Annotated in this window: 18 protein-coding genes; 13 read left to right on the top strand and 5 right to left on the bottom strand. The window is 67.1% G+C overall.

The window, feature by feature from the left end; all coding sequences use genetic code 11:
• Positions 1 to 52: 52 nt before the first annotated feature.
• From LJ656_RS18450 to LJ656_RS18430, 5 genes are all read left to right on the top strand, one after another.
• On the top strand, positions 53 to 1,855 hold the full coding sequence (locus LJ656_RS18450) for a S10 family peptidase (RefSeq protein WP_230510816.1): 1,803 nt from the start codon (positions 53 to 55) through the stop codon (positions 1,853 to 1,855).
• Positions 1,856 to 2,122: 267 nt separating this feature from the next.
• Positions 2,123 to 2,797 (top strand): hypothetical protein, encoded by a 675-nt coding sequence (locus LJ656_RS18445; RefSeq protein ID WP_230510815.1) that lies wholly within the window; start codon positions 2,123 to 2,125, stop codon positions 2,795 to 2,797.
• A gap of 48 nt (positions 2,798 to 2,845) precedes the next feature.
• Positions 2,846 to 3,205 (top strand): hypothetical protein, encoded by a 360-nt coding sequence (locus tag LJ656_RS18440; RefSeq protein WP_230510814.1) that lies wholly within the window; start codon positions 2,846 to 2,848, stop codon positions 3,203 to 3,205.
• 192 nt (positions 3,206 to 3,397) lie between these two features.
• Positions 3,398 to 3,562: a hypothetical protein gene (locus LJ656_RS18435; RefSeq protein ID WP_230511105.1), complete on the top strand. Its 165-nt coding sequence runs from the start codon at positions 3,398 to 3,400 to the stop codon at positions 3,560 to 3,562.
• Positions 3,563 to 3,567: 5 nt separating this feature from the next.
• Positions 3,568 to 3,837 (top strand): RNA-binding protein, encoded by a 270-nt coding sequence (locus LJ656_RS18430; protein WP_230510813.1) that lies wholly within the window; start codon positions 3,568 to 3,570, stop codon positions 3,835 to 3,837.
• A gap of 171 nt (positions 3,838 to 4,008) precedes the next feature.
• Here LJ656_RS18430 and nadE read toward each other — a convergent pair whose 3' ends face one another.
• Entirely contained in the window at positions 4,009 to 4,869 is an 861-nt protein-coding gene (gene nadE / locus LJ656_RS18425) for an ammonia-dependent NAD(+) synthetase (RefSeq protein WP_230510812.1), read from the bottom strand.
• Positions 4,866 to 5,129: a hypothetical protein gene (locus LJ656_RS18420; protein ID WP_230510811.1), complete on the bottom strand. Its 264-nt coding sequence runs from the start codon at positions 5,127 to 5,129 to the stop codon at positions 4,866 to 4,868. Before LJ656_RS18420 ends, nadE begins: the two co-directional genes overlap by 4 nt.
• A 172-nt stretch (positions 5,130 to 5,301) precedes the next feature.
• Between LJ656_RS18420 and LJ656_RS18415 the strand changes: the two genes are divergently transcribed.
• Positions 5,302 to 6,435 (top strand): L,D-transpeptidase, encoded by a 1,134-nt coding sequence (locus tag LJ656_RS18415; RefSeq protein WP_230510810.1) that lies wholly within the window; start codon positions 5,302 to 5,304, stop codon positions 6,433 to 6,435.
• Between the two features lie 95 nt (positions 6,436 to 6,530).
• On the opposite strand, the gene LJ656_RS18410 is transcribed toward LJ656_RS18415, so the two are convergent.
• Positions 6,531 to 7,400 (bottom strand): DMT family transporter, encoded by an 870-nt coding sequence (locus tag LJ656_RS18410; protein WP_230510809.1) that lies wholly within the window; start codon positions 7,398 to 7,400, stop codon positions 6,531 to 6,533.
• A 150-nt stretch (positions 7,401 to 7,550) separates the two neighbouring features.
• Positions 7,551 to 9,110: an ABC1 kinase family protein gene (locus LJ656_RS18405; RefSeq protein WP_230510808.1), complete on the bottom strand. Its 1,560-nt coding sequence runs from the start codon at positions 9,108 to 9,110 to the stop codon at positions 7,551 to 7,553.
• Positions 9,111 to 9,330: 220 nt separating this feature from the next.
• Between LJ656_RS18405 and LJ656_RS18400 the strand changes: the two genes are divergently transcribed.
• The 7 genes from LJ656_RS18400 to LJ656_RS18370 all read left to right on the top strand — a co-directional run bounded on the left by LJ656_RS18400 (position 9,331) and on the right by LJ656_RS18370 (position 16,123).
• Positions 9,331 to 10,086 carry a DeoR/GlpR family DNA-binding transcription regulator gene (locus LJ656_RS18400; protein ID WP_230510807.1) on the top strand — a complete coding sequence of 252 codons (756 nt, stop codon included), beginning with the start codon at positions 9,331 to 9,333 and terminating at the stop codon, positions 10,084 to 10,086.
• Between the two features lie 471 nt (positions 10,087 to 10,557).
• Positions 10,558 to 11,649 (top strand): 2-aminoethylphosphonate ABC transporter substrate-binding protein, encoded by a 1,092-nt coding sequence (phnS, locus tag LJ656_RS18395; RefSeq protein ID WP_230510806.1) that lies wholly within the window; start codon positions 10,558 to 10,560, stop codon positions 11,647 to 11,649.
• Between the two features lie 93 nt (positions 11,650 to 11,742).
• Positions 11,743 to 12,843, top strand: a complete 1,101-nt coding sequence (gene phnT / locus LJ656_RS18390) for a 2-aminoethylphosphonate ABC transport system ATP-binding subunit PhnT (protein WP_230510805.1) — start codon at positions 11,743 to 11,745, stop codon at positions 12,841 to 12,843.
• A complete protein-coding gene (locus LJ656_RS18385; protein ID WP_230510804.1) occupies positions 12,821 to 13,810 on the top strand; it encodes a 2-aminoethylphosphonate ABC transporter permease subunit in 990 nt (329 codons plus the stop codon). The genes phnT and LJ656_RS18385 overlap by 23 nt, the downstream gene beginning before the upstream one ends.
• Entirely contained in the window at positions 13,810 to 14,673 is an 864-nt protein-coding gene (gene phnV / locus LJ656_RS18380; RefSeq protein WP_230510803.1) for a 2-aminoethylphosphonate ABC transport system, membrane component PhnV, read from the top strand. The genes LJ656_RS18385 and phnV overlap by 1 nt, the downstream gene beginning before the upstream one ends.
• 59 nt (positions 14,674 to 14,732) lie before the next feature.
• Positions 14,733 to 15,416: a phosphonate utilization associated transcriptional regulator gene (locus tag LJ656_RS18375; RefSeq protein WP_230510802.1), complete on the top strand. Its 684-nt coding sequence runs from the start codon at positions 14,733 to 14,735 to the stop codon at positions 15,414 to 15,416.
• 146 nt (positions 15,417 to 15,562) lie between these two features.
• Positions 15,563 to 16,123, top strand: a complete 561-nt coding sequence (locus LJ656_RS18370; RefSeq protein WP_230510801.1) for a phosphonate degradation HD-domain oxygenase — start codon at positions 15,563 to 15,565, stop codon at positions 16,121 to 16,123.
• A 157-nt stretch (positions 16,124 to 16,280) separates the two neighbouring features.
• Here the strand turns inward: LJ656_RS18370 and LJ656_RS18365 are convergent.
• A partial coding sequence (locus LJ656_RS18365) for a hypothetical protein (protein ID WP_230510800.1) occupies positions 16,281 to 16,533 on the bottom strand: 253 nt, incomplete at its 5' end.

Below are 16,533 nucleotides of genomic sequence, written 5' to 3'. Positions count from 1 at the left end.
GGACGTAACAACGAGGACGCGCGGCACGTCAATACGAACCCTTGGAGCGATCATGACGAATCCAGCATCAGCTTCCGACACGCAACATCCTTCGCACGATGCGCCCGCCACAGCCAGCCCGGGTGCAGCCGGCGGCCCCGCAAGCACTGCCAGTGCGACGAGCAGCATCGCGGGCAGCGGCGCGGGCAGCGTAACGAGCGGCGTCACCGGCAGCGCCAGCCCGGCGGCCAGCGCCGGCACCCATCGCGCGACGGGCACGACGAGCGCCGCCGCCACCGCGCACCGCGCCAAATCCGGCGACCAGCCGTTCTTCGATCCGGTCGCGTACGGCAACGGGCCGGACGACTCGGTCACCGACACCACCGAGAGCGCCGCGATCACTCATCACTCGGTCACGATCGGCGGCCACAAGATCAATTACACCGCGACCGCCGGTCATCTGGTGATCGTCGATCCGAGCAGTTCGCAGCCCGAGGCGCGGATGTTCTACGTCGCCTTCACGCAGGACAACCAGAAAGAGGAAACCCGTCCGCTCACGTTTTTCTATAACGGCGGGCCGGGGTCTTCATCGGTATTCGTGCTGCTCGGCTCGTTCGCGCCGCGCCGCATCAAGACCTCGATGCCGAACTTCACGCCGCCCGCGCCGTATTCGATGGAAGACAACCCGGACAGCCTGCTCGACAAGAGCGACCTGGTGTTCATCAACCCGGTCGGCACCGGCTATTCGGCGGCGATCGCGCCGAAGAAGAATCGCGATTTCTGGGGCGTCGATCAGGACGCCGATTCGATCAAGCAGTTCATCAAGCGCTTTCTGACCAAGAACAATCGCTGGAACTCGCCGAAGTATCTGTTCGGCGAGTCTTACGGCACCGCGCGCAGTTGCGTGCTCGCGTACCGGCTGCACGAAGACGGCGTCGATCTGAACGGCATCACGCTGCAATCGTCGATTCTCGATTACACGCAGGCCGGCAATCCGGTCGGCGCGCTGCCCACCGCGGCGGCGGACGCGTGGTATCACAAGAAGCTCGGCGTCGCGCCGCGGCCGACCGATCTCGGCGCGTTCGCCGAGGAAGTCGCGCAGTTCGCACGCACCGATTACCTGGCCGCGTTGCGCAAATTCCCGACCACGGATTCGGCGACCGTCGAGAAACTGAGCGAATACACCGGCATCGACAAGACCACCTTGCTCGCGTGGAGCCTCGATATCGCCGGCTACGACAGCCGCGGCAACTCGCTGTTCCTGACCACGCTGCTGAAGTCGCAAGGTCTGGCGCTCGGCGAGTACGACGGCCGCGTGACCGCGATCGACACCGGCATCGCCGGCAAGATCGATCCGAACTCGGGCGGCAACGATCCGACCATGACCGCGGTGACCGGCGTCTACACGACGATGTGGAACGTGTATCTGAACGAGCAGTTGAAGTACACGTCGAACTCGGCGTTCACCGACCTGAACGACCAGGCATTCAAGTACTGGGATTTCAGCCATATCGATCCGACCGGCGCGCAGAAGGGCGTCGACTCGAAGGGCAACATCATCCTGTACACGGCCGGCGACCTCGCCGCGGTGATGGCGCTCAATCCGGACCTGAAGGTGCTGTCGGCGAACGGCTTCTACGATTTCGTCACGCCGTTCTATCAGACCGTGCTCGATCTGCAGCAGATGCCGCTGCTCAGTCAGCAGGTGAGGCAGAACCTGTCCGCGCGCTTCTATCCGTCGGGCCACATGATCTATCTGGACGGCGCGTCGCGCACCGCGCTGAAGGCCGATCTCGCACACCTGTACGAAAAGACGGTGAGCGATACGCAAGCGCTCGGCCGGATCCGCGCGTTGCAGGCGCGCGGCGCGAAGTAGCGAAGTAGGGGCGCGCGGGGGAGCACCAGCGGCAGAGGCGGCAGCGGCAGAGGCGGCAGCGGCGTATGCGGCAGCGGCATATGCGGCAGCGGCATATGCGGCAGCGGCATGGGCGCCCACGGCATGGGCGAAGCACAGGCGCCATAAGCCGCTGGCCGCGCCGCGCGCGGCACTGCCCGTGCGCGGCTTTTCGCGTTACTTATATTGAATGTGTTTTAATTGCCTTGCGAATTGAACTACCGCGCGCTGCCGCCGGCGCGCCAACCGATGAACGCAGGCATCGCCAACCCGCATCCCGACGCTGTTTCCAGCGATCTTTCCCCCAGCAGTGACGCAGCCCGTCCGGCGCCGTTCGCGTGCGAGCGCGGCCGGCGCCATGGCGTTCGCACGCGGCCGCGTGCGTGGCTGCTGGCCGGCGTGACCGCGCTGCTCGCGCTGCAAATCGGCGACGCCGTCGCGCAGCTGAGCGGGATGCTCGACGAGCGCGTGACGCAGGAATCGGTCGGCGAGACAATCTGCCGGCCCGGTTATGCGCGCACGGTCGCGCCGCCGTTCGACGAGCTGATGGCGCACAAAGACCGGCTGCTCGCCGAGCGCGGCATCGATGCCGATGAAGGCGCCGGCCTCGCGCTCGATCGACGGGTGCCCGTCATGCTCGGCGGCTCGCCGGACGCGCCCGCCAATCTCGATCTGCTGCCATGGGCGGGTCCGCAGGGCGAGCGTCGCAAGGCGCGCGCGGCGGCGATGCTCAAGCGCTGCGTCTGCGACGGCCAGTTGAGTCTCGCGCAGGCGCAAGCGGCGATCGCCGGCAACTGGTCCGCGGTGTACGGCGGCTTCGGCCGCACGTCTTGCGACATCAGCCGGCTCGACGTCGCCATCGGCGACGAGCAGGTTGACGGCGACGACCGTCAGCGCGGCGAGCCGCAGGCGCGCACGCGCTAGACGCGGTAGTTCGCAGTCCGCTGTCCTTAATTTTTTCGGAGAAACACCATGACCTATTCCCGTTTTGCCGCTTTCGCGCTGACGCTCGGCGGCCTGTGCGGCAGCGCCGCCGCGGTGGCGGCCGTGCCGGCGCTGCCCGCGCACTGCGCGCCGGCCGATGCGTTGGAGATTCGCGGCGACGTGCCCGCGGCAATCAGCTTCGACGTGTACCAGCAACTGCGCCCGCTGAGCGCGCGCCGCATCGCGCTGTTCCAGGCGGCCGGCGAAGTGAAACCTCTGCGCGACGGCCAGCCGGTCTGCCAGATCACCGACGACGGCGTCGACGATCCGTCCGCGGTGCTGGTTCGTCTGCCGCGCGGCGCCAATGCATGGTGGGTCAGCGCGGCGAACGTGCAAGCGGCGGACTGATCCACGGGCGCCGGCCGGGCATGCACAGTGCTCGATCAACGAATGTTTTTCCAGGGTTTTACGCAGCTGATTCGGGTACAGTGCATTGACGCAGACGTTGCGCCGTTTGCCACAACGCGGGGCCGCGGCGCTCGCGAAGTCGAACGTGGCAATCCTGACGACAGGACGAAATTCGCAAAGGAGATTGGAATAATGGCCTTCTATCTGTCATTGCTCGCTATGGGACTCGCCGGCACGACCGGCGCCGTTGCGCTGCGCGTGTTCGCCGCCGCCCAGGCGAAGCAGCGCGGTGCGCTGCGACCGCTGCGGGTCGAGCGTGCCGCCGGTCGAACCGGCCGCGCCGGGTGGCGCGGGTAGGCCGTATGAATCTGACCGTGCGCAATATCGCCGAATCGTGCAGTGAACAGGAGGTGCGAGAGTTCCTCACGCGCGAACTCGGCCATTACGCGAAAAACATCGAGGTGGTGGACGCCGGCACACCCGGCGCCTACGCGACGGTCGAACTGGATGCGGACGTGCCGTATGTCGGCGACGTGATCGCGCGGCAGATTCAGGGCAAGCAGCTGGGCGGGCAGCCGCTCGAAGCGAGCGCCGATCTGTTTACCGACGAACCGCCGTCCGACGCGCGCTAGGCACTCGCGCTGGCCGGAAGCTTTCCAAGGCGGTGGCGATACGTGATTTACGCGCGTATCGCCACCGCCTTGATGCGTTTACGGCGAGCGCCGTTGCGGTAGCGGCAATGACGCGTGCCCGCGGGCACGCGTGATCGCTTGCAATCGCCTGCAATTATTTCGAGCTGCCTCTTATTCTTCGTCCGACCGCGTCGGCCAGTCGAACGGCGTGTACGGCAGCGCCCGTTTGTGACGCGTCGCGTTGTAAAACTGCAGGATCACGTCGCGCGCGGGATCGCTGACCGGATTGCCTTCGAGGAAATCGTCGATCGCATCGTACGGGATCCCATACGCGTCTTCGTCCGGGCGCAGCGGGCGCAGCATTTCGAGGTCGGCGGTCGGCACCTTGTGGGTCAACGCGTCGGGTGCGCCGAGCGTGTGCGCAAGAGCCCGCACGCGGCGCTTGCTGAGGCCGGCGAGCGGCAGCACGTCGGCGCCGCCGTCGCCGAACTTGGTGAAGAAGCCCATCACCGATTCGGCCGCGTGGTCCGTGCCGATTACGACTCCCGTGCGCGCGCCGGCCACCGCGTATTGCGCGATCATCCGCTGGCGTGCCTTGATATTGCCGTGCACGAAATCGCGCTGCGCCGCGTCCCTGAACGGCACGCCGCTTTGTTCGAGCGATGCGAGCATCGTGTCGGCGGCGGGGCGGATATCGATCGTCAGATTTTCGTCGGCGCGGATAAATCGTAAGGCCTGCTGTGCATCGGCTTCGTCGCGCTGTTCGCCGTACGGCAGACGCACCGCGACGAAGCGCGCGTCGTACTGCGCGGCGCGCAGGCGCTCGACCGCAAGTTGCGCGAGACGTCCGGCCGTCGTCGAATCGACGCCGCCGCTAATGCCGAGTACATAAGTCGCAAGGCCGCTGGCGCGCAGATAGTTCGCCAGAAAATCGACCCGGCGCTCGATCTCGCGCTGCGCATCGAATTGGGCGGCGACGTGTAACTCGGCTGCAATGGCGGACTGTCGGGCGAGCGGATCGGTTTGGGTCATGGTGATGCTGTCTCCTCGCGGGAATCGATTGAAAGAGGAATTGAAGTGGAATTGAAACCGCAGCTCCAAGCGTAATTGAAAGCGGCTTGAAACTGGTTTGAAGCGTTTTGCATGGCGAGTGCCGCGCCGGCTCTGAAAACGGTTGCGAGCGCATTGAATCGCATCGGCAAACGGCGGATTACTGCCGGGTGCGCGACGCGGGGAATCGGCGGATAGGACGGCGCGCGTGAGCCTTTGACGGTCTTTGCATTGATCGACATGCGTCGGTGTGCTGAGTAATATCGTCGTGCCGGGCGCAGCAGGGACCCGGCGGGCATTCAATAATAATCACGTTTGCTGTGATACGCGATGAACTACCTGGATCGGCCTCTCCAGCCTCGATCGAATCGCCCGCGTTTCATCGCGCGAGTGAGTCGGCGCGCGGTGACGAGCATGCTGTCGATACGCGCCGTACCGCGCGGGATTCGTCGCGCGGGCGGCCTGGGGAGCGGGCCGGGTTCGCTCGGCGCGACCTTATGTGCATGGGGCTGCGCGGCGGTTTGCGCACTGTCTGGCGCGGTCGCGCTGGCGGCGTCGCCTGATAGCGCGGCGCCGGGCGCAAACGCGGCGGCGCCGCTGCGAGCCCAGGCACCCAAGCTTGCCTCCGCGTCAAAACCGATCGCCGCGTCGCCCTCGGCCTCGTCGCTCAAACGCGCTGCCAACCCGAATCCCGCTTCCGCGCCAGTCGCCGCCAACCGTCCGTCGGCCGTGCTCGACGGCGCCGCTGTCGCGGCGCCCGACGCGGCCGGCGTGGTCGATCCGCAGCGCGCCTTTCTATTGCGCGACGTGTTCGCCCGCGACGTGAACCGCCGGCTCAAGGTGCCGGCCGCCGAACAGCGCGCGTACGCCGCGCGCCTGCAGGCGGCGCTCGATGCGCACGAACTCGGCAGCCTGTCGGGCGAATACGTGGTGCTGGTCGATCGCAACGCCAATGTGCAGGCGCTGTTCATCTACTTTCGCGCAGTGCCGGCCGATAACTGGCAGATGATCGGCGCGGCGCCGGTGTCGACCGGACGGCCCGGCGAATACGATCACTTCATCACGCCGCTCGGCGTGTTCGAACACACGCCCGACAACATGGATTTCCGCTCCGAGGGCACGCAGAACGAAAACCATATTCGCGGCTACGGACGTCGCGACATGCGCATCTTCGATCTCGGTTGGGCCGACGGCGAACGGGGCTGGGGCAAAGGCGGCGTATCGCCGATGCGCTTGCAGATGCATGCGACCGATCCCGATCGGCTCGAAGGGTTGCTCGGCATGCGTCACTCGAAGGGCTGCGTGCGCATTCCCGCGACGTTGAACACGTTTCTCGACCACTACGGAATTCTCGATGCCGGATACGCGCAGCTGATCGATGCGGGCCAGGCGCTGTGGGTGCTGAAAAGCGATCGGCGGATCTTGCCGTGGGCGGGACGTTATATCGTCGTCGTCGATTCACAGCGCCAGGGCCGGGCGGCGTGGGCGCCGGCGCCGGGCTCGGCCGCGCGCGCGAAGATGCCGGCTAAAGCGGATACCGCGGACTGACAGCGACTTGACTGCGGCGTGACGGAGGCCGGGGTTGCGGCTCGATGGCGGCTCGCCGCCGCTGCGTTATCGAGTCCGCCGCGGGCCTCCCGCGATCACGACCGCGCCAGCAACACCCCCGCCAACGCGAGCACGAAACCGGCGATCTGCACCGGCAGCAAAGTCTCGCCGAAGCCGAGATAGCCTTCGAGCGCGGCCAGCGGCGGCGCGAGAAACAGCAGCGCGGTCGCGCGCGACGCGTCGCCGCGCCGGACCATCCACACCAGCAGCGTCACGCTGATCCCGGACAGCATCACGACACCCCAGCCGAGCGATACCCACAGCGTCGGCGAACCGATCCAGCGATGCTCGCCGAGCGCGAGCGCCAGCAGCGCGGCGACGATGGCCGCACCGATGTTCTGCACCGCGCTCGCGCTGCGAATATCGGCCTTCGCGAGCGAGGTCTTCTGAAACAGCGTACCCGCGGTGATCGCGCCGACTGCCAGAATCGACACGAGCACGACCAGCCACGCGGGCGCGTTGCCGTGCGTCGGCGGCGTCGCGGCGGCGAGCTTCGGCGCGAGCACCAGCACGACGCCGGCAAGGCCGAGCGCCATCCCGCTCCAGCCTCGCCGCGACAGCCGCTCGCCGAACAGCGGCGCGGCGACGGCGGCCGTCGCCAGCGGTTGCAGCGCGCCGAGGAGTGCCATCACGCCCGCGCTCAGGCCCTGCGCGACGGCCCAGTAGCCGGCGCCGAGATAGACGCCCTGCAACAACGCGCCCGCAGCCAGATGCTTGCCGAGATCGCGCCCGCTCGGCCACGCGGCGCGCGCGATCACTGCGGCCAGCGTGAAGATCAGCGCGGTGCCGCCGAAGCGGGCCAGCAGGAACAGATTGGGATCGGCGTAAGGCGTGATCGCGCGGGCGACCACGAAACCGGTCGACCACAGCACGACGAAGACGGCGGCGAGGAAAGAGGCGAGCATCGAAACGGACGGGGTGAAAAAGCCGTCATGATGGCGAGCGGCGCGGCGCGTGTCTTGTTCGAAGCTGCAACGCGCGGCGCGGCGCGGTGCATGCGGCGCGCAGTGGCGTGGCCGCGGCCCTCACGTCACATCGCGCCAAGCAGCGCCACATCACCCGATCAGCAGCATCATGCCGATGCCGAGCATGCCGCCGCAGATCGCGCAGCCCCACAGCAACCGGCGGGTGCGCCGGTATTCCCGCGCGAGCTCGGCGAGCAGTTGCGCGTTCCGCTGCGGCGTGCGACCGCTGTCGTGCTTCTGTTGCAGATAGCGCACCGCGAGTTGCGGCACGCGCGGCAGCATGTGCGCGAGGTGCGGCAACTCGCGCGAGATGCGCTTTATCCAGCCGCGATGATCGATGTCGCGCCGCGCGATGCCGGCCAGCACGTCGCGTGTGATGTTCCATGTATCGACGCCCGGATGCAGTGCGCGCGCGAGCGTCTCCGCCTGCTGGAACGAGCGCTGCGCGGTTGCGAGGCGAGCGGACACGCGGCCGTCGAACGGCTGCACCCCGTGCAGCAGATGATGAAACAGCGCGCCCGCCGAGCGCTCCGGCGGCGCGGCCGCGAAGTGCGCTTCGGCGCGCGTGCGCAACTCGGCTTCGAGCATTTCGGGGCGGGTGTCGTGCGGCACGTGGCCGGCCTCGCGATGCATGTCGGCGAGCCGCGCGTAGTCCTGCTCGAACAGCGCGCTCGCGCCGTGCACGAAGAACTCGCGCTCGCCGGTCGACAGCGTCGACATGATCGAAAATTCCGCCAGCACCAGCCGGCCGAGCGTGTCCGGTTCGATGCTCACGCGCACCCGGCGCGCATCGAGCGTCGCGTGAAAGAAGCCGTGCTCGAAGGCCTGCTCCGTGACCACTTCGACGATATGCGCGGCGAGCGGCGCGAGCTTGATGCGATGCGCGTGCAGCCCGGCGAGATCGCTTGCGGGCAGCGTGTCGATGCGCTGCATCGTCAGCGTGTGCTCGGTGCACAGCTCCCAGATCACGTCCGGGATCAGGATGCGCGGATCGGCGTCGAAATGGTGGCCGCTCTGGCTCAGGTTGGCCGCTTCGGCGCGCAGGTCGAAGCGGCGCAGGATATCGTCGGTGAAGCTTTGGGTTAGCGCGCGCAAGCGCAGGCGGCGCGCGGTGCGCGAGAGCTTTTCGAGCCAGCGCGCGACCCAGCGCAGCAGCGCGAGTTCGTCGCCGAGCTGCTGCAACTGTTGCGCGCGCACCAGTTTGATCGCGACTTCGCGGTGGCCTTTGAGCGGCGCCGCGAGCCGCGCGAAATGGGTCTGCTCGGCCAGGCCGCTGCGCACCGGCACCAGATCGACCGCGCTGAACAGTTCGCCGAGCGGGCGGCCGAACGCGCGCGTCAACGCGAGCGCCGACTCGTCCGGCGGCAGCGGCTCTTCGATGTGGTCGAGCGCATCGAGCGCGTCGTGCAATGTGCCGCTCGCAAGTTCGGGACGCTCGGCGAGCGTCTGCGCGAAGCGGCTCGCGAGCGGGCCGAGCGCCGGCAGCATCGCGTGCAGTTGCGCGCCGCTGCGCCCGGACGCGTGCACGCGGCCGATCAGCTCGATGATCCAGTGGAGTTTGTGGTCGCTCGGCGCGGCGAGCCAGATCAGGCGCGCGCCGTAACGCAGCGCATGGAACAGCAGTCGGAGACGGCGAAACAGTGGCGGCATCGTGGTTCGGTTGACGGCGAGGCGAAGTGCGCGGAACGCGGCCGGCAGCGCGCGGCTGCCCGGCCGGCCCGCCGAGCCCGTCAAGGTTAGCAGGTCGGCGCGTTCGCGTGCAGCGTGGCCCGGCTCCGCGCATCGTCGGTGAGCGCCGACCATGCGTAATACAATACGGCGGCCTTTTTCAACGACGAAATCCCAGCGTGCCGGCTTCCGGCCTCGACAGATGCTTGCAGAACAACGTCATCAATACATCCTCGCGCAAGTCGCCAAAAACGGCGCGCTCTCGGTTGCCGAACTGGTGCGCGAACTGAACGTGTCGCGCGAGACGATCCGGCGCGATCTGAACGCGCTGGCCGGCCGCGGCCTGCTCGTGACGACGCACGGCGGCGCGTTGTCGAACGAGCGGCGCGAGCCCGATCTCGACACCCGCGAAGCCGAGAACGCCAGCGCCAAGCGCGCGATCGGCGAGCGCGCGGCCGAGTTCGTGCCGGACGGCGCGTCGCTGATCATCGATTCGGGCAGCACCACCCAGGCGGTCGCGCGGGCGCTGCTCGACCGCCATCGGCTGACGGTCTACACCAACGACTGGCGCATCGCGCTGCTGCTCGGCCGTCGCAACGACAATCGCGTGACGCTGCTCGGCGGCGAGCTGTCCGATATCGAGGACGCCACCTTCGGCCTCGATACGGTCCATCAACTGACCCAGTATCACGCGGACTTCGCGTTCATCGGCGCGGGCGGGATTTCGCCGGACGGCTATCTGACCGACTACAGCCGGATGGCCGCCGAGGTGCGCAGCCGGATGATCGCCGCGGCCGACATGGTCGTGATCGTCGCCGATCATTCGAAGTTCGGCCGGGTCACGCCGGTGCGCATCAACGGCATCGAGTCGGCGCGTTACCTGGTCACCGAACTGGCGCCGGAGCGCGCGCTCGGCAAAGCGATCAGCGCGCACGGGCCGGAGATTCTGATCGCCTGACAGCGGGCGCGGTTGCGTGGTGTCGTGCGATCCTCGCGCCAACGCAGCCACCGGCTGCTCCACAATTTCTTCCTGCATACATCGTTATTTTCGCCGTGTAGGATCCCGACGAATCGGGCAGCGGCGACACGCATTTCGCACCCTCCCACTATCTGCGTAAGTTGGCTTGAATTGGCAATTTGTGTTTATTTTTGGAATTCGCCACAATCGTCACGGCCTTGTCATCGAAACCTGTGATTCTTGCCGGGCTTTTCCTGGCGCGGCAGGCAGCACGGGTGTCGAAGGCCGGCTGTCAGTGGGGCCAGGCGAGAAGCGGCCGGGTTGTCGGCAATCTGCAATACCCGGCGCAGCCGCCCGGAAACGTCGGCGAGTAAACGGCAACCGGCAAGCGGCGCGTGCCGCGATTCAATCACTACACAGGTACGGGGTTACCCCAGACCGTCTGGTTTATTGCGTTTCGGAGAGTGCGACATGACAAAAACGAATTCCCGCCACGGCGCGGCCGGCCTCGCGCGCAGACTGCTGCCGGCGCTGGTCGCCGCAGCCGCTTTCGGCGGCACCGCGATTCAGGCGCAGGCGGCTCAGGCGGTCGTGCTGTACACCGCCGACGGCCTCGAAAATCTCTACAAGGACGTGCTGCCGGCCTTCGAGAAGAAGGAAGGCGTGAAGGTCAATATCGTCACCGCCGGTAGCGGCGAAGTCGTGAATCGCGCGACCATCGAAAAGGATCAGCCGAAGGCCGACGTGCTGGTTACGCTGCCGCCGTTCATCCAGCAGGCCGACCAGAACGGTCTGCTGCAGGCGTACCAGAGCGCGAACTACCAGAACGTGCCGGCGATCGCGAAGGCGCCGAACGGTGCGTGGGCGACCTTCGTGAACAACTACTTCTCGTTCGCGATCAACCCGGAAGTCACCAAGACTCAGCCGAAGACGTTCGCCGACCTGCTGCATCCGGACTACAGCGGCAAGGTCGCTTACTCGAACCCGGCGACCGCCGGCGACGGCATGGCCGTGATCATCCTGACCTCGTCGCTGATGGGTGAGGACAAGGCGTTCGATTATCTGAAGAAGCTCGAACAGAGCGCGAAATTCCACACCAAGGGCACCGGCTACCTCGACGTGCTGCTGTCGCGTAACGAAATCGCGTTTGCCAACGGCGACCTGCAGATGGACCTCGACGACGCGGCCAACGGCGGCCTGTCGTTGAAGCCGGTGTTCCTCGCGGTCGACGCCGGCGGTCAGCCGACCACGTTCCAGTTGCCGTACGCGATCGCGCTGATCAAGAACGGCCCGAACCAGGCCGAAGGCAAGAAGCTGATCGATTACCTGATGTCGACCGACGTGCAATCGAGGGTGCCGGACATTTTCGGCATTCCGGGCCGCAGCGACGTGCCGCTCGCCGGCAAGAACGGCGAGACGGTCAAGCAGTCGATCGCCGGCGTGAAGCTGATTCCGGTCGACTGGAACCACGTGATGACGAAGAAGGCCGACTGGACCGCGCGCTGGAAAAACGATGTGGTCGGTGCGTCGGGCAAGCAGACCGAAGTGGTCAAGCCGAAGTAAACGCCCGAAGCCCCCGGACCCGATGCCGGCGGCGCCGCGGCTGGATCGCGGCGCCGCCGCATGCGCTTTAAAACTGTTGGAGGACGATCCCCGGTGAATACCGCCAGCCTCGCTCACCCCTCTGCGCCTGGCGCCGCGCTGGATACGCCCGAGGCCGCGCGTGCCGCCGCGGCGGGCGGCGTGCAGATCGATCACCTGACGGTGCGCTTCGGCGCGCGCACGGTGCTCGACGATCTGTCGTTGACGATTCAGCGCGGCGAGTTGCTCACCGTGCTCGGCCGCAGCGGCTGCGGCAAGACCACGTTGCTGCGCTTCATCGCGGGCTTCATCGAGGCGGACGGTCTGGCCGGCACGCTGACCGTGGCCGGCCGCGATCTGACGCACGTGCCGCCGCACAAGCGCAATCTCGGCCTGCTGTTTCAGAGCTATGCGCTGTTTCCGCATCTGTCGGTATTCGAGAACGTCGCGTTCGGTTTGCGCGCTCGCCGCATTCCGGCGCGCGAGGTCGCGCGGCGGGTCGCCGACGCGCTGAAGCTGGTGCAGCTCGGCGATGCCGGGCACGTGATGCCCGCGCAGCTGTCGGGCGGCATGCAGCAGCGCGTCGCGCTCGCTCGCGCGCTGGTGATCGAGCCCGACGTGCTGCTGCTCGACGAACCGCTGTCCGCGCTCGATGCCAATCTGCGCGCGTCGGTGCGCTCCGAACTGAAGGCGCTGCATGAGCGGCTGCCGAATCTGACGATCGTCTGCGTGACCCACGATCAGGACGACGCGCTGGTGCTGTCGGACCGCACGCTGCTGATGCGCGACGGCCGCATCGCCCAGCTCGGCACGCCGCAGCAGCTGTACGACACGCCGGCCGATGGTTTCGTCGCGCGCTATCTGGGCGCGGCCAATCTGCTGCCGCCGCAGATCGCGTTCGCGATGGACGACGCGCGTCACAACGAACGCGAGCGGGTCGCCTGCCTGCGGCCGGAGGCGCTGCGCATCGTCCCGCTCGGCGACGGGCAGTTGCATGGCGTGATTGCATCGGTCGAGTGGTATGGCGCGGTGGTGTCGGTGGCGGTCGTGCTCGACGCGCTGCCCAACGAGCCGGTGCTGGTTACGCTGCAGCGCGGCCACGGGATGGCGCCCGAAAAAGGCGCGCGTGTTTCCCTGCGTTACGAGGCCGGCGATGTCGTCCTTATCAAGCCCTGACGCGCCGCAGCCGCTCGGCCTCGGTTCGGTCGATACCGGCGCCGTTGCGATCGCCGCGGCAGCCGCCGCCTCCGAAGCCGAGGCCGCCGCGCGGCGGCAGGCGAGCGCGGCCGCGCATACGGCCGCCGTGAAACGGCGCGAACGCGTCGCGCAATCGCATCTGCTGTTTATCGTGGTGGTCGTGCTCGGGCCGCTCGTCGTCTATCCGCTGCTGCGGCTCGTGATGCTGAGCTTTACCGACGCGCACGGTCTGTCGGTGCACGCGTACGCGACGTTCTTCGGCAATCCCGAAACGCGCGGCGTGATCGGCACCACACTGTGGATCCTGTTCGCGAGCGCGACTCTGGCGTCGCTGCTCGGCGTCGCGCTTGCGTCGCTGCTGTTCTTCAAGCCGTTCCCGGGCGCGCGGATGGTGACGCGCTTTCTGGAACTGTTCGTCGCGTTCCCGTCGTTTCTGGTCGCGTTCACGCTGATCTTTCTGTACGGCTCGCAGGGCTCGGTCAGCATCGGCTTGCAGCGGCTGTTCAATCTGCACGAGCCGCCACTGAACTTCCTGTTCGGGATCGGCGGGGTGATTCTCGCGGAGGTGGTGTTCTACACGCCGTTCGTCGTGCGGCCCACGTTGGCCTCGTTCGCGCTGCTCGACCGGCGGCTGATCGAAGCCGCCCGCAGCCTCGGCGCGAACGGTCCGATGGTTGCGTTTCGCGTGATCCTGCCGCTCGCGTGGCCCGGTATCGCGGCCGGCACGATCCTGTGTTTTCTGCTGACGCTGAACGAGTTCGGGATTCTGCTGGTGCTCGGCAGCGCGCATCTGATCACGCTGCCGGTCGCGATCTACAGCGCCGCGACTGTCGATCTCGATCTGCCGACCGCCGCCGCCGGAGCGGTCGTGATGCTGCTGATGTCGTTGTCGCTGTATGCGCTGTACCGGCGCGTCAATCGACGCAACCTGAAAGGAGCCCGGTGATGGCCGCCGATCTCGATCCGGCCGTGCTGCCGGTCATGCACAAGAAAGGCCGGCCGGTGCGTCACAGTCTCGCGGTGCGGCTGTGCGGCGCTCTGTTTCTCGGCTTCGCCGCGCTGCTGTGCTTCTGGCTGTTCGTGCTGCCGGTGCTGGTGGTCGCTTTATCGAGCGTCGCTGCGCACTGGTCCGGCACGATCCTGCCCGACGGCTTCAGCATGCGCTGGTTCGAACGCCTCGGTTCGAGCGACTTCGATGCGTTGACGACCAGCCTCGAAGTCGGCATGGGCGTCGCGGTGCTCGGCACCGTGCTCGGCCTGTGGCTTGCACTCGCGCTCGAAGGGCGCGACCGCCGCGGTCTCGGCGCGCTCGTCGACACGCTCGCGATGATGCCCAACGGCGTGCCGAGCGTGGTGCTCGGTCTCGCGGTGCTGATCGCGTATCACAAGCGGCCGCTCGATCTGTCGAGTTCGGCGGCGATCGTCGTGTTCGTGCAGCTCGCGCTGGTGCTGCCGTTCTGCTACCGGTGCGCGGCCGCTGCGCTGCGGCCGGAGTTGACCGTGCTGCGCGAGGCGGCCGCGAGCCTGGGGGCGCCGCCGTCGATGGTGCTGCGCCGCGTGGTGCTGCCGCAGCTGGTGCCGGCGATCCGCGCGAGTCTCGCGCTCGGTTTTGCGCTGTCGCTCGGCGAGCTCGGCGCGACGCTGACCGTGTACCCGCCGGGTTTCGCAACGGTGCCGATCGTGGTGGTCGGGCAGGTGGAGCGTGGGTATTACCTGCCGGCTTCGGCGCTGTCGCTGATCTTGCTGCTGGTGTCGCTGGTCGCGTTGCTGCTGATCGCGGCGCGCGCGCCGCGGCGGCGAGTCGATTGAGTGGCGGGCCGGGCGCGCGCCGCTACTGGTGTGGCAATTCAGTCAAAGTGACCGGAAATATGCACGCTGATCCTGTCGCTCCGCTCGATATCCTGCGCCGCCATTCGCTGACGACGCTGGTGCGCGACGAGATCGAGCGGCGGATCGTCGACGGCTCGCTCGCGCCGGGCGACAAGCTGAACGAAGCCGACTGGGCGGCGCGGCTGCGCGTGTCGCGCGGACCTGTGCGCGAAGCGTTTCGCGCGCTCGAACAGGCGGGGCTCGTGCGCACCGAGAAGCATCGCGGCGTGTTCGTGCGGACGGTGTCGCCGGCGGAGGCCGACGAGCTTCACGCGCTGCGCGCGGTGCTCGAAGAGGCGGCGTGCCGGATGCTGGCCGCCCGGATCGACGCGGCTCGGCTGGCCGGGCTGCGCGACTGGATCGAGACGATGCGCGCGGCCTTCGCGGTTCAGGATGTCGATGCATATGCGCGCGCGAACGTCGCGTTTCACGACGCGCTGGTCGCGGCTGCGGGCAACGCGAAGCTGCTCGACACGTATCGGCGGCTGATCGGCGAGTTGAGTCTGTTCCGGCGGGCCGCGCTGGCGGTGCAAGGCGATGCGATGGCGCGCTCGCTCGCCGGGTATCGCGCGATTCTGACGGCGCTGGCGTCGCGCGATGCCGAACGGGCCGCGGCGTTGATGCGCGCGCATATGCAGGGCGGTGCGCAGTGGCTGCGGGACGGGTGCGGTGAGTGCGGTTAGTGCGGCGGAGAAGCTGAAGTGGCGGCGTGCCTGACCAGTTCCGCGTGGACGATGAAGCGCTCGCAATGCCAGCTCCGGCCTGATCTACAAGGAAGGCGTCCAGCAACCGATGACGATCTTCTCATTACCGTGGGAGTGACGAACCGGTGGCATTGAATCTGAACGATATTCGCGCGCTATTCGAGCGCCACGGCCAGCTCGCCTACAGCGGCGAGCCTGTCACGCAACTCGAGCACGCGCTGCAAAGCGGCGCGCTGGCCGAGGCCGAAGGCGCGAGCGACGAACTGGTCGCCGCGGCGTTTTTGCATGATCTCGGACATCTGCTCAATCAGCAGGGGGACACGCCGACGCAGCGGGGCATCGACGATCTGCACCAGTATTACGCGCTGCCGTTCCTGCGGCCGATGTTGCCGGATGCGGTCCTGGAGCCGATTCGCCTGCACGTCGACGCGAAGCGCTGCCTGTGCGCGATCGACGCGAGCTATTTCGGCCAGCTGTCCGCCGACTCGGTGCGCAGCTTGCAGTTGCAGGGCGGCATTTTCAGTAGCGAGGAAGCCGACGCGTTTCTGCGCAAACCGTACGCCGAGGATGCATTGCGTTTGCGTAGATGGGACGATCGCGCGAAGAAGCAGGATCGCATCACGCCGGATCTCGGTCACTATCTGACGATAGTGGAACGGGCGATGCGCCGAAACGCAACTGCCTGACTACCGACATTGCTGCGGACCACGCCCCGGTTCTGGGGCGGTTCACGCACGCCAAAATAACGCTTGCAAGCCCTCCGGCCAGCGACTAGAATCTCGCTCTTTCGTGCTCCGGACGCCGGGGCACGGGGAAGCGGGAGAGCCTTAAGTGGTGCGGGCTTCAGCGACGTGGGCAGGTCAGGAAGTTGATAAAAACCTGTTGACGATCGGATGAAAGTTCTCCATAATCCCGTTTCTCTGCTGCAGACGCAGCGGCGCAAAACGAAGCTGCGCCGGGTAGTTGAAGTAATGGCGCAGCGCGTTGAGCGAATCGATCTTTAAAAACTAACAGCCGATAAGTGTGGGCACTTGATGCGGAATGCGGCGGTGGTTCTTCGGAGCCACCGGATAGCAAAAGTATCAAAAGCCTCACA

Origin of the sequence: Paraburkholderia sejongensis, assembly GCF_020880815.1 — a bacterium.
GTDB lineage: Bacteria > Pseudomonadota > Gammaproteobacteria > Burkholderiales > Burkholderiaceae > Paraburkholderia > Paraburkholderia sejongensis.
Note: the sequence above shows the minus strand (reverse complement) of the source record. Positions and strands in the feature narration are given on the sequence as shown.

Bases quoted from the DNA above. Each gene is read 5' to 3' on its own strand.
- LJ656_RS18415 (WP_230510810.1), top strand. From the start codon at position 5,302: ATGCTGTCGATACGCGCCGTACCGCGCGGGATTCGTCGCGCGGGCGGC.
- LJ656_RS18420 (WP_230510811.1), bottom strand. From the start codon at position 5,129: ATGTCGATCAATGCAAAGACCGTCAAAGGCTCACGCGCGCCGTCCTAT.
- LJ656_RS18440 (WP_230510814.1), top strand. From the start codon at position 2,846: ATGACCTATTCCCGTTTTGCCGCTTTCGCGCTGACGCTCGGCGGCCTG.
- LJ656_RS18445 (WP_230510815.1), top strand. From the start codon at position 2,123: ATGAACGCAGGCATCGCCAACCCGCATCCCGACGCTGTTTCCAGCGAT.
- LJ656_RS18435 (WP_230511105.1), top strand. From the start codon at position 3,398: ATGGCCTTCTATCTGTCATTGCTCGCTATGGGACTCGCCGGCACGACC.
- LJ656_RS18400 (WP_230510807.1), top strand. From the start codon at position 9,331: ATGCTTGCAGAACAACGTCATCAATACATCCTCGCGCAAGTCGCCAAA.
- LJ656_RS18375 (WP_230510802.1), top strand. From the start codon at position 14,733: ATGCACGCTGATCCTGTCGCTCCGCTCGATATCCTGCGCCGCCATTCG.
- phnS (WP_230510806.1), top strand. From the start codon at position 10,558: ATGACAAAAACGAATTCCCGCCACGGCGCGGCCGGCCTCGCGCGCAGA.
- nadE (WP_230510812.1), bottom strand. From the start codon at position 4,869: ATGACCCAAACCGATCCGCTCGCCCGACAGTCCGCCATTGCAGCCGAG.
- LJ656_RS18410 (WP_230510809.1), bottom strand. From the start codon at position 7,400: ATGCTCGCCTCTTTCCTCGCCGCCGTCTTCGTCGTGCTGTGGTCGACC.
- LJ656_RS18430 (WP_230510813.1), top strand. From the start codon at position 3,568: ATGAATCTGACCGTGCGCAATATCGCCGAATCGTGCAGTGAACAGGAG.
- LJ656_RS18385 (WP_230510804.1), top strand. From the start codon at position 12,821: ATGTCGTCCTTATCAAGCCCTGACGCGCCGCAGCCGCTCGGCCTCGGT.
- phnV (WP_230510803.1), top strand. From the start codon at position 13,810: ATGGCCGCCGATCTCGATCCGGCCGTGCTGCCGGTCATGCACAAGAAA.
- LJ656_RS18450 (WP_230510816.1), top strand. From the start codon at position 53: ATGACGAATCCAGCATCAGCTTCCGACACGCAACATCCTTCGCACGAT.
- LJ656_RS18405 (WP_230510808.1), bottom strand. From the start codon at position 9,110: ATGCCGCCACTGTTTCGCCGTCTCCGACTGCTGTTCCATGCGCTGCGT.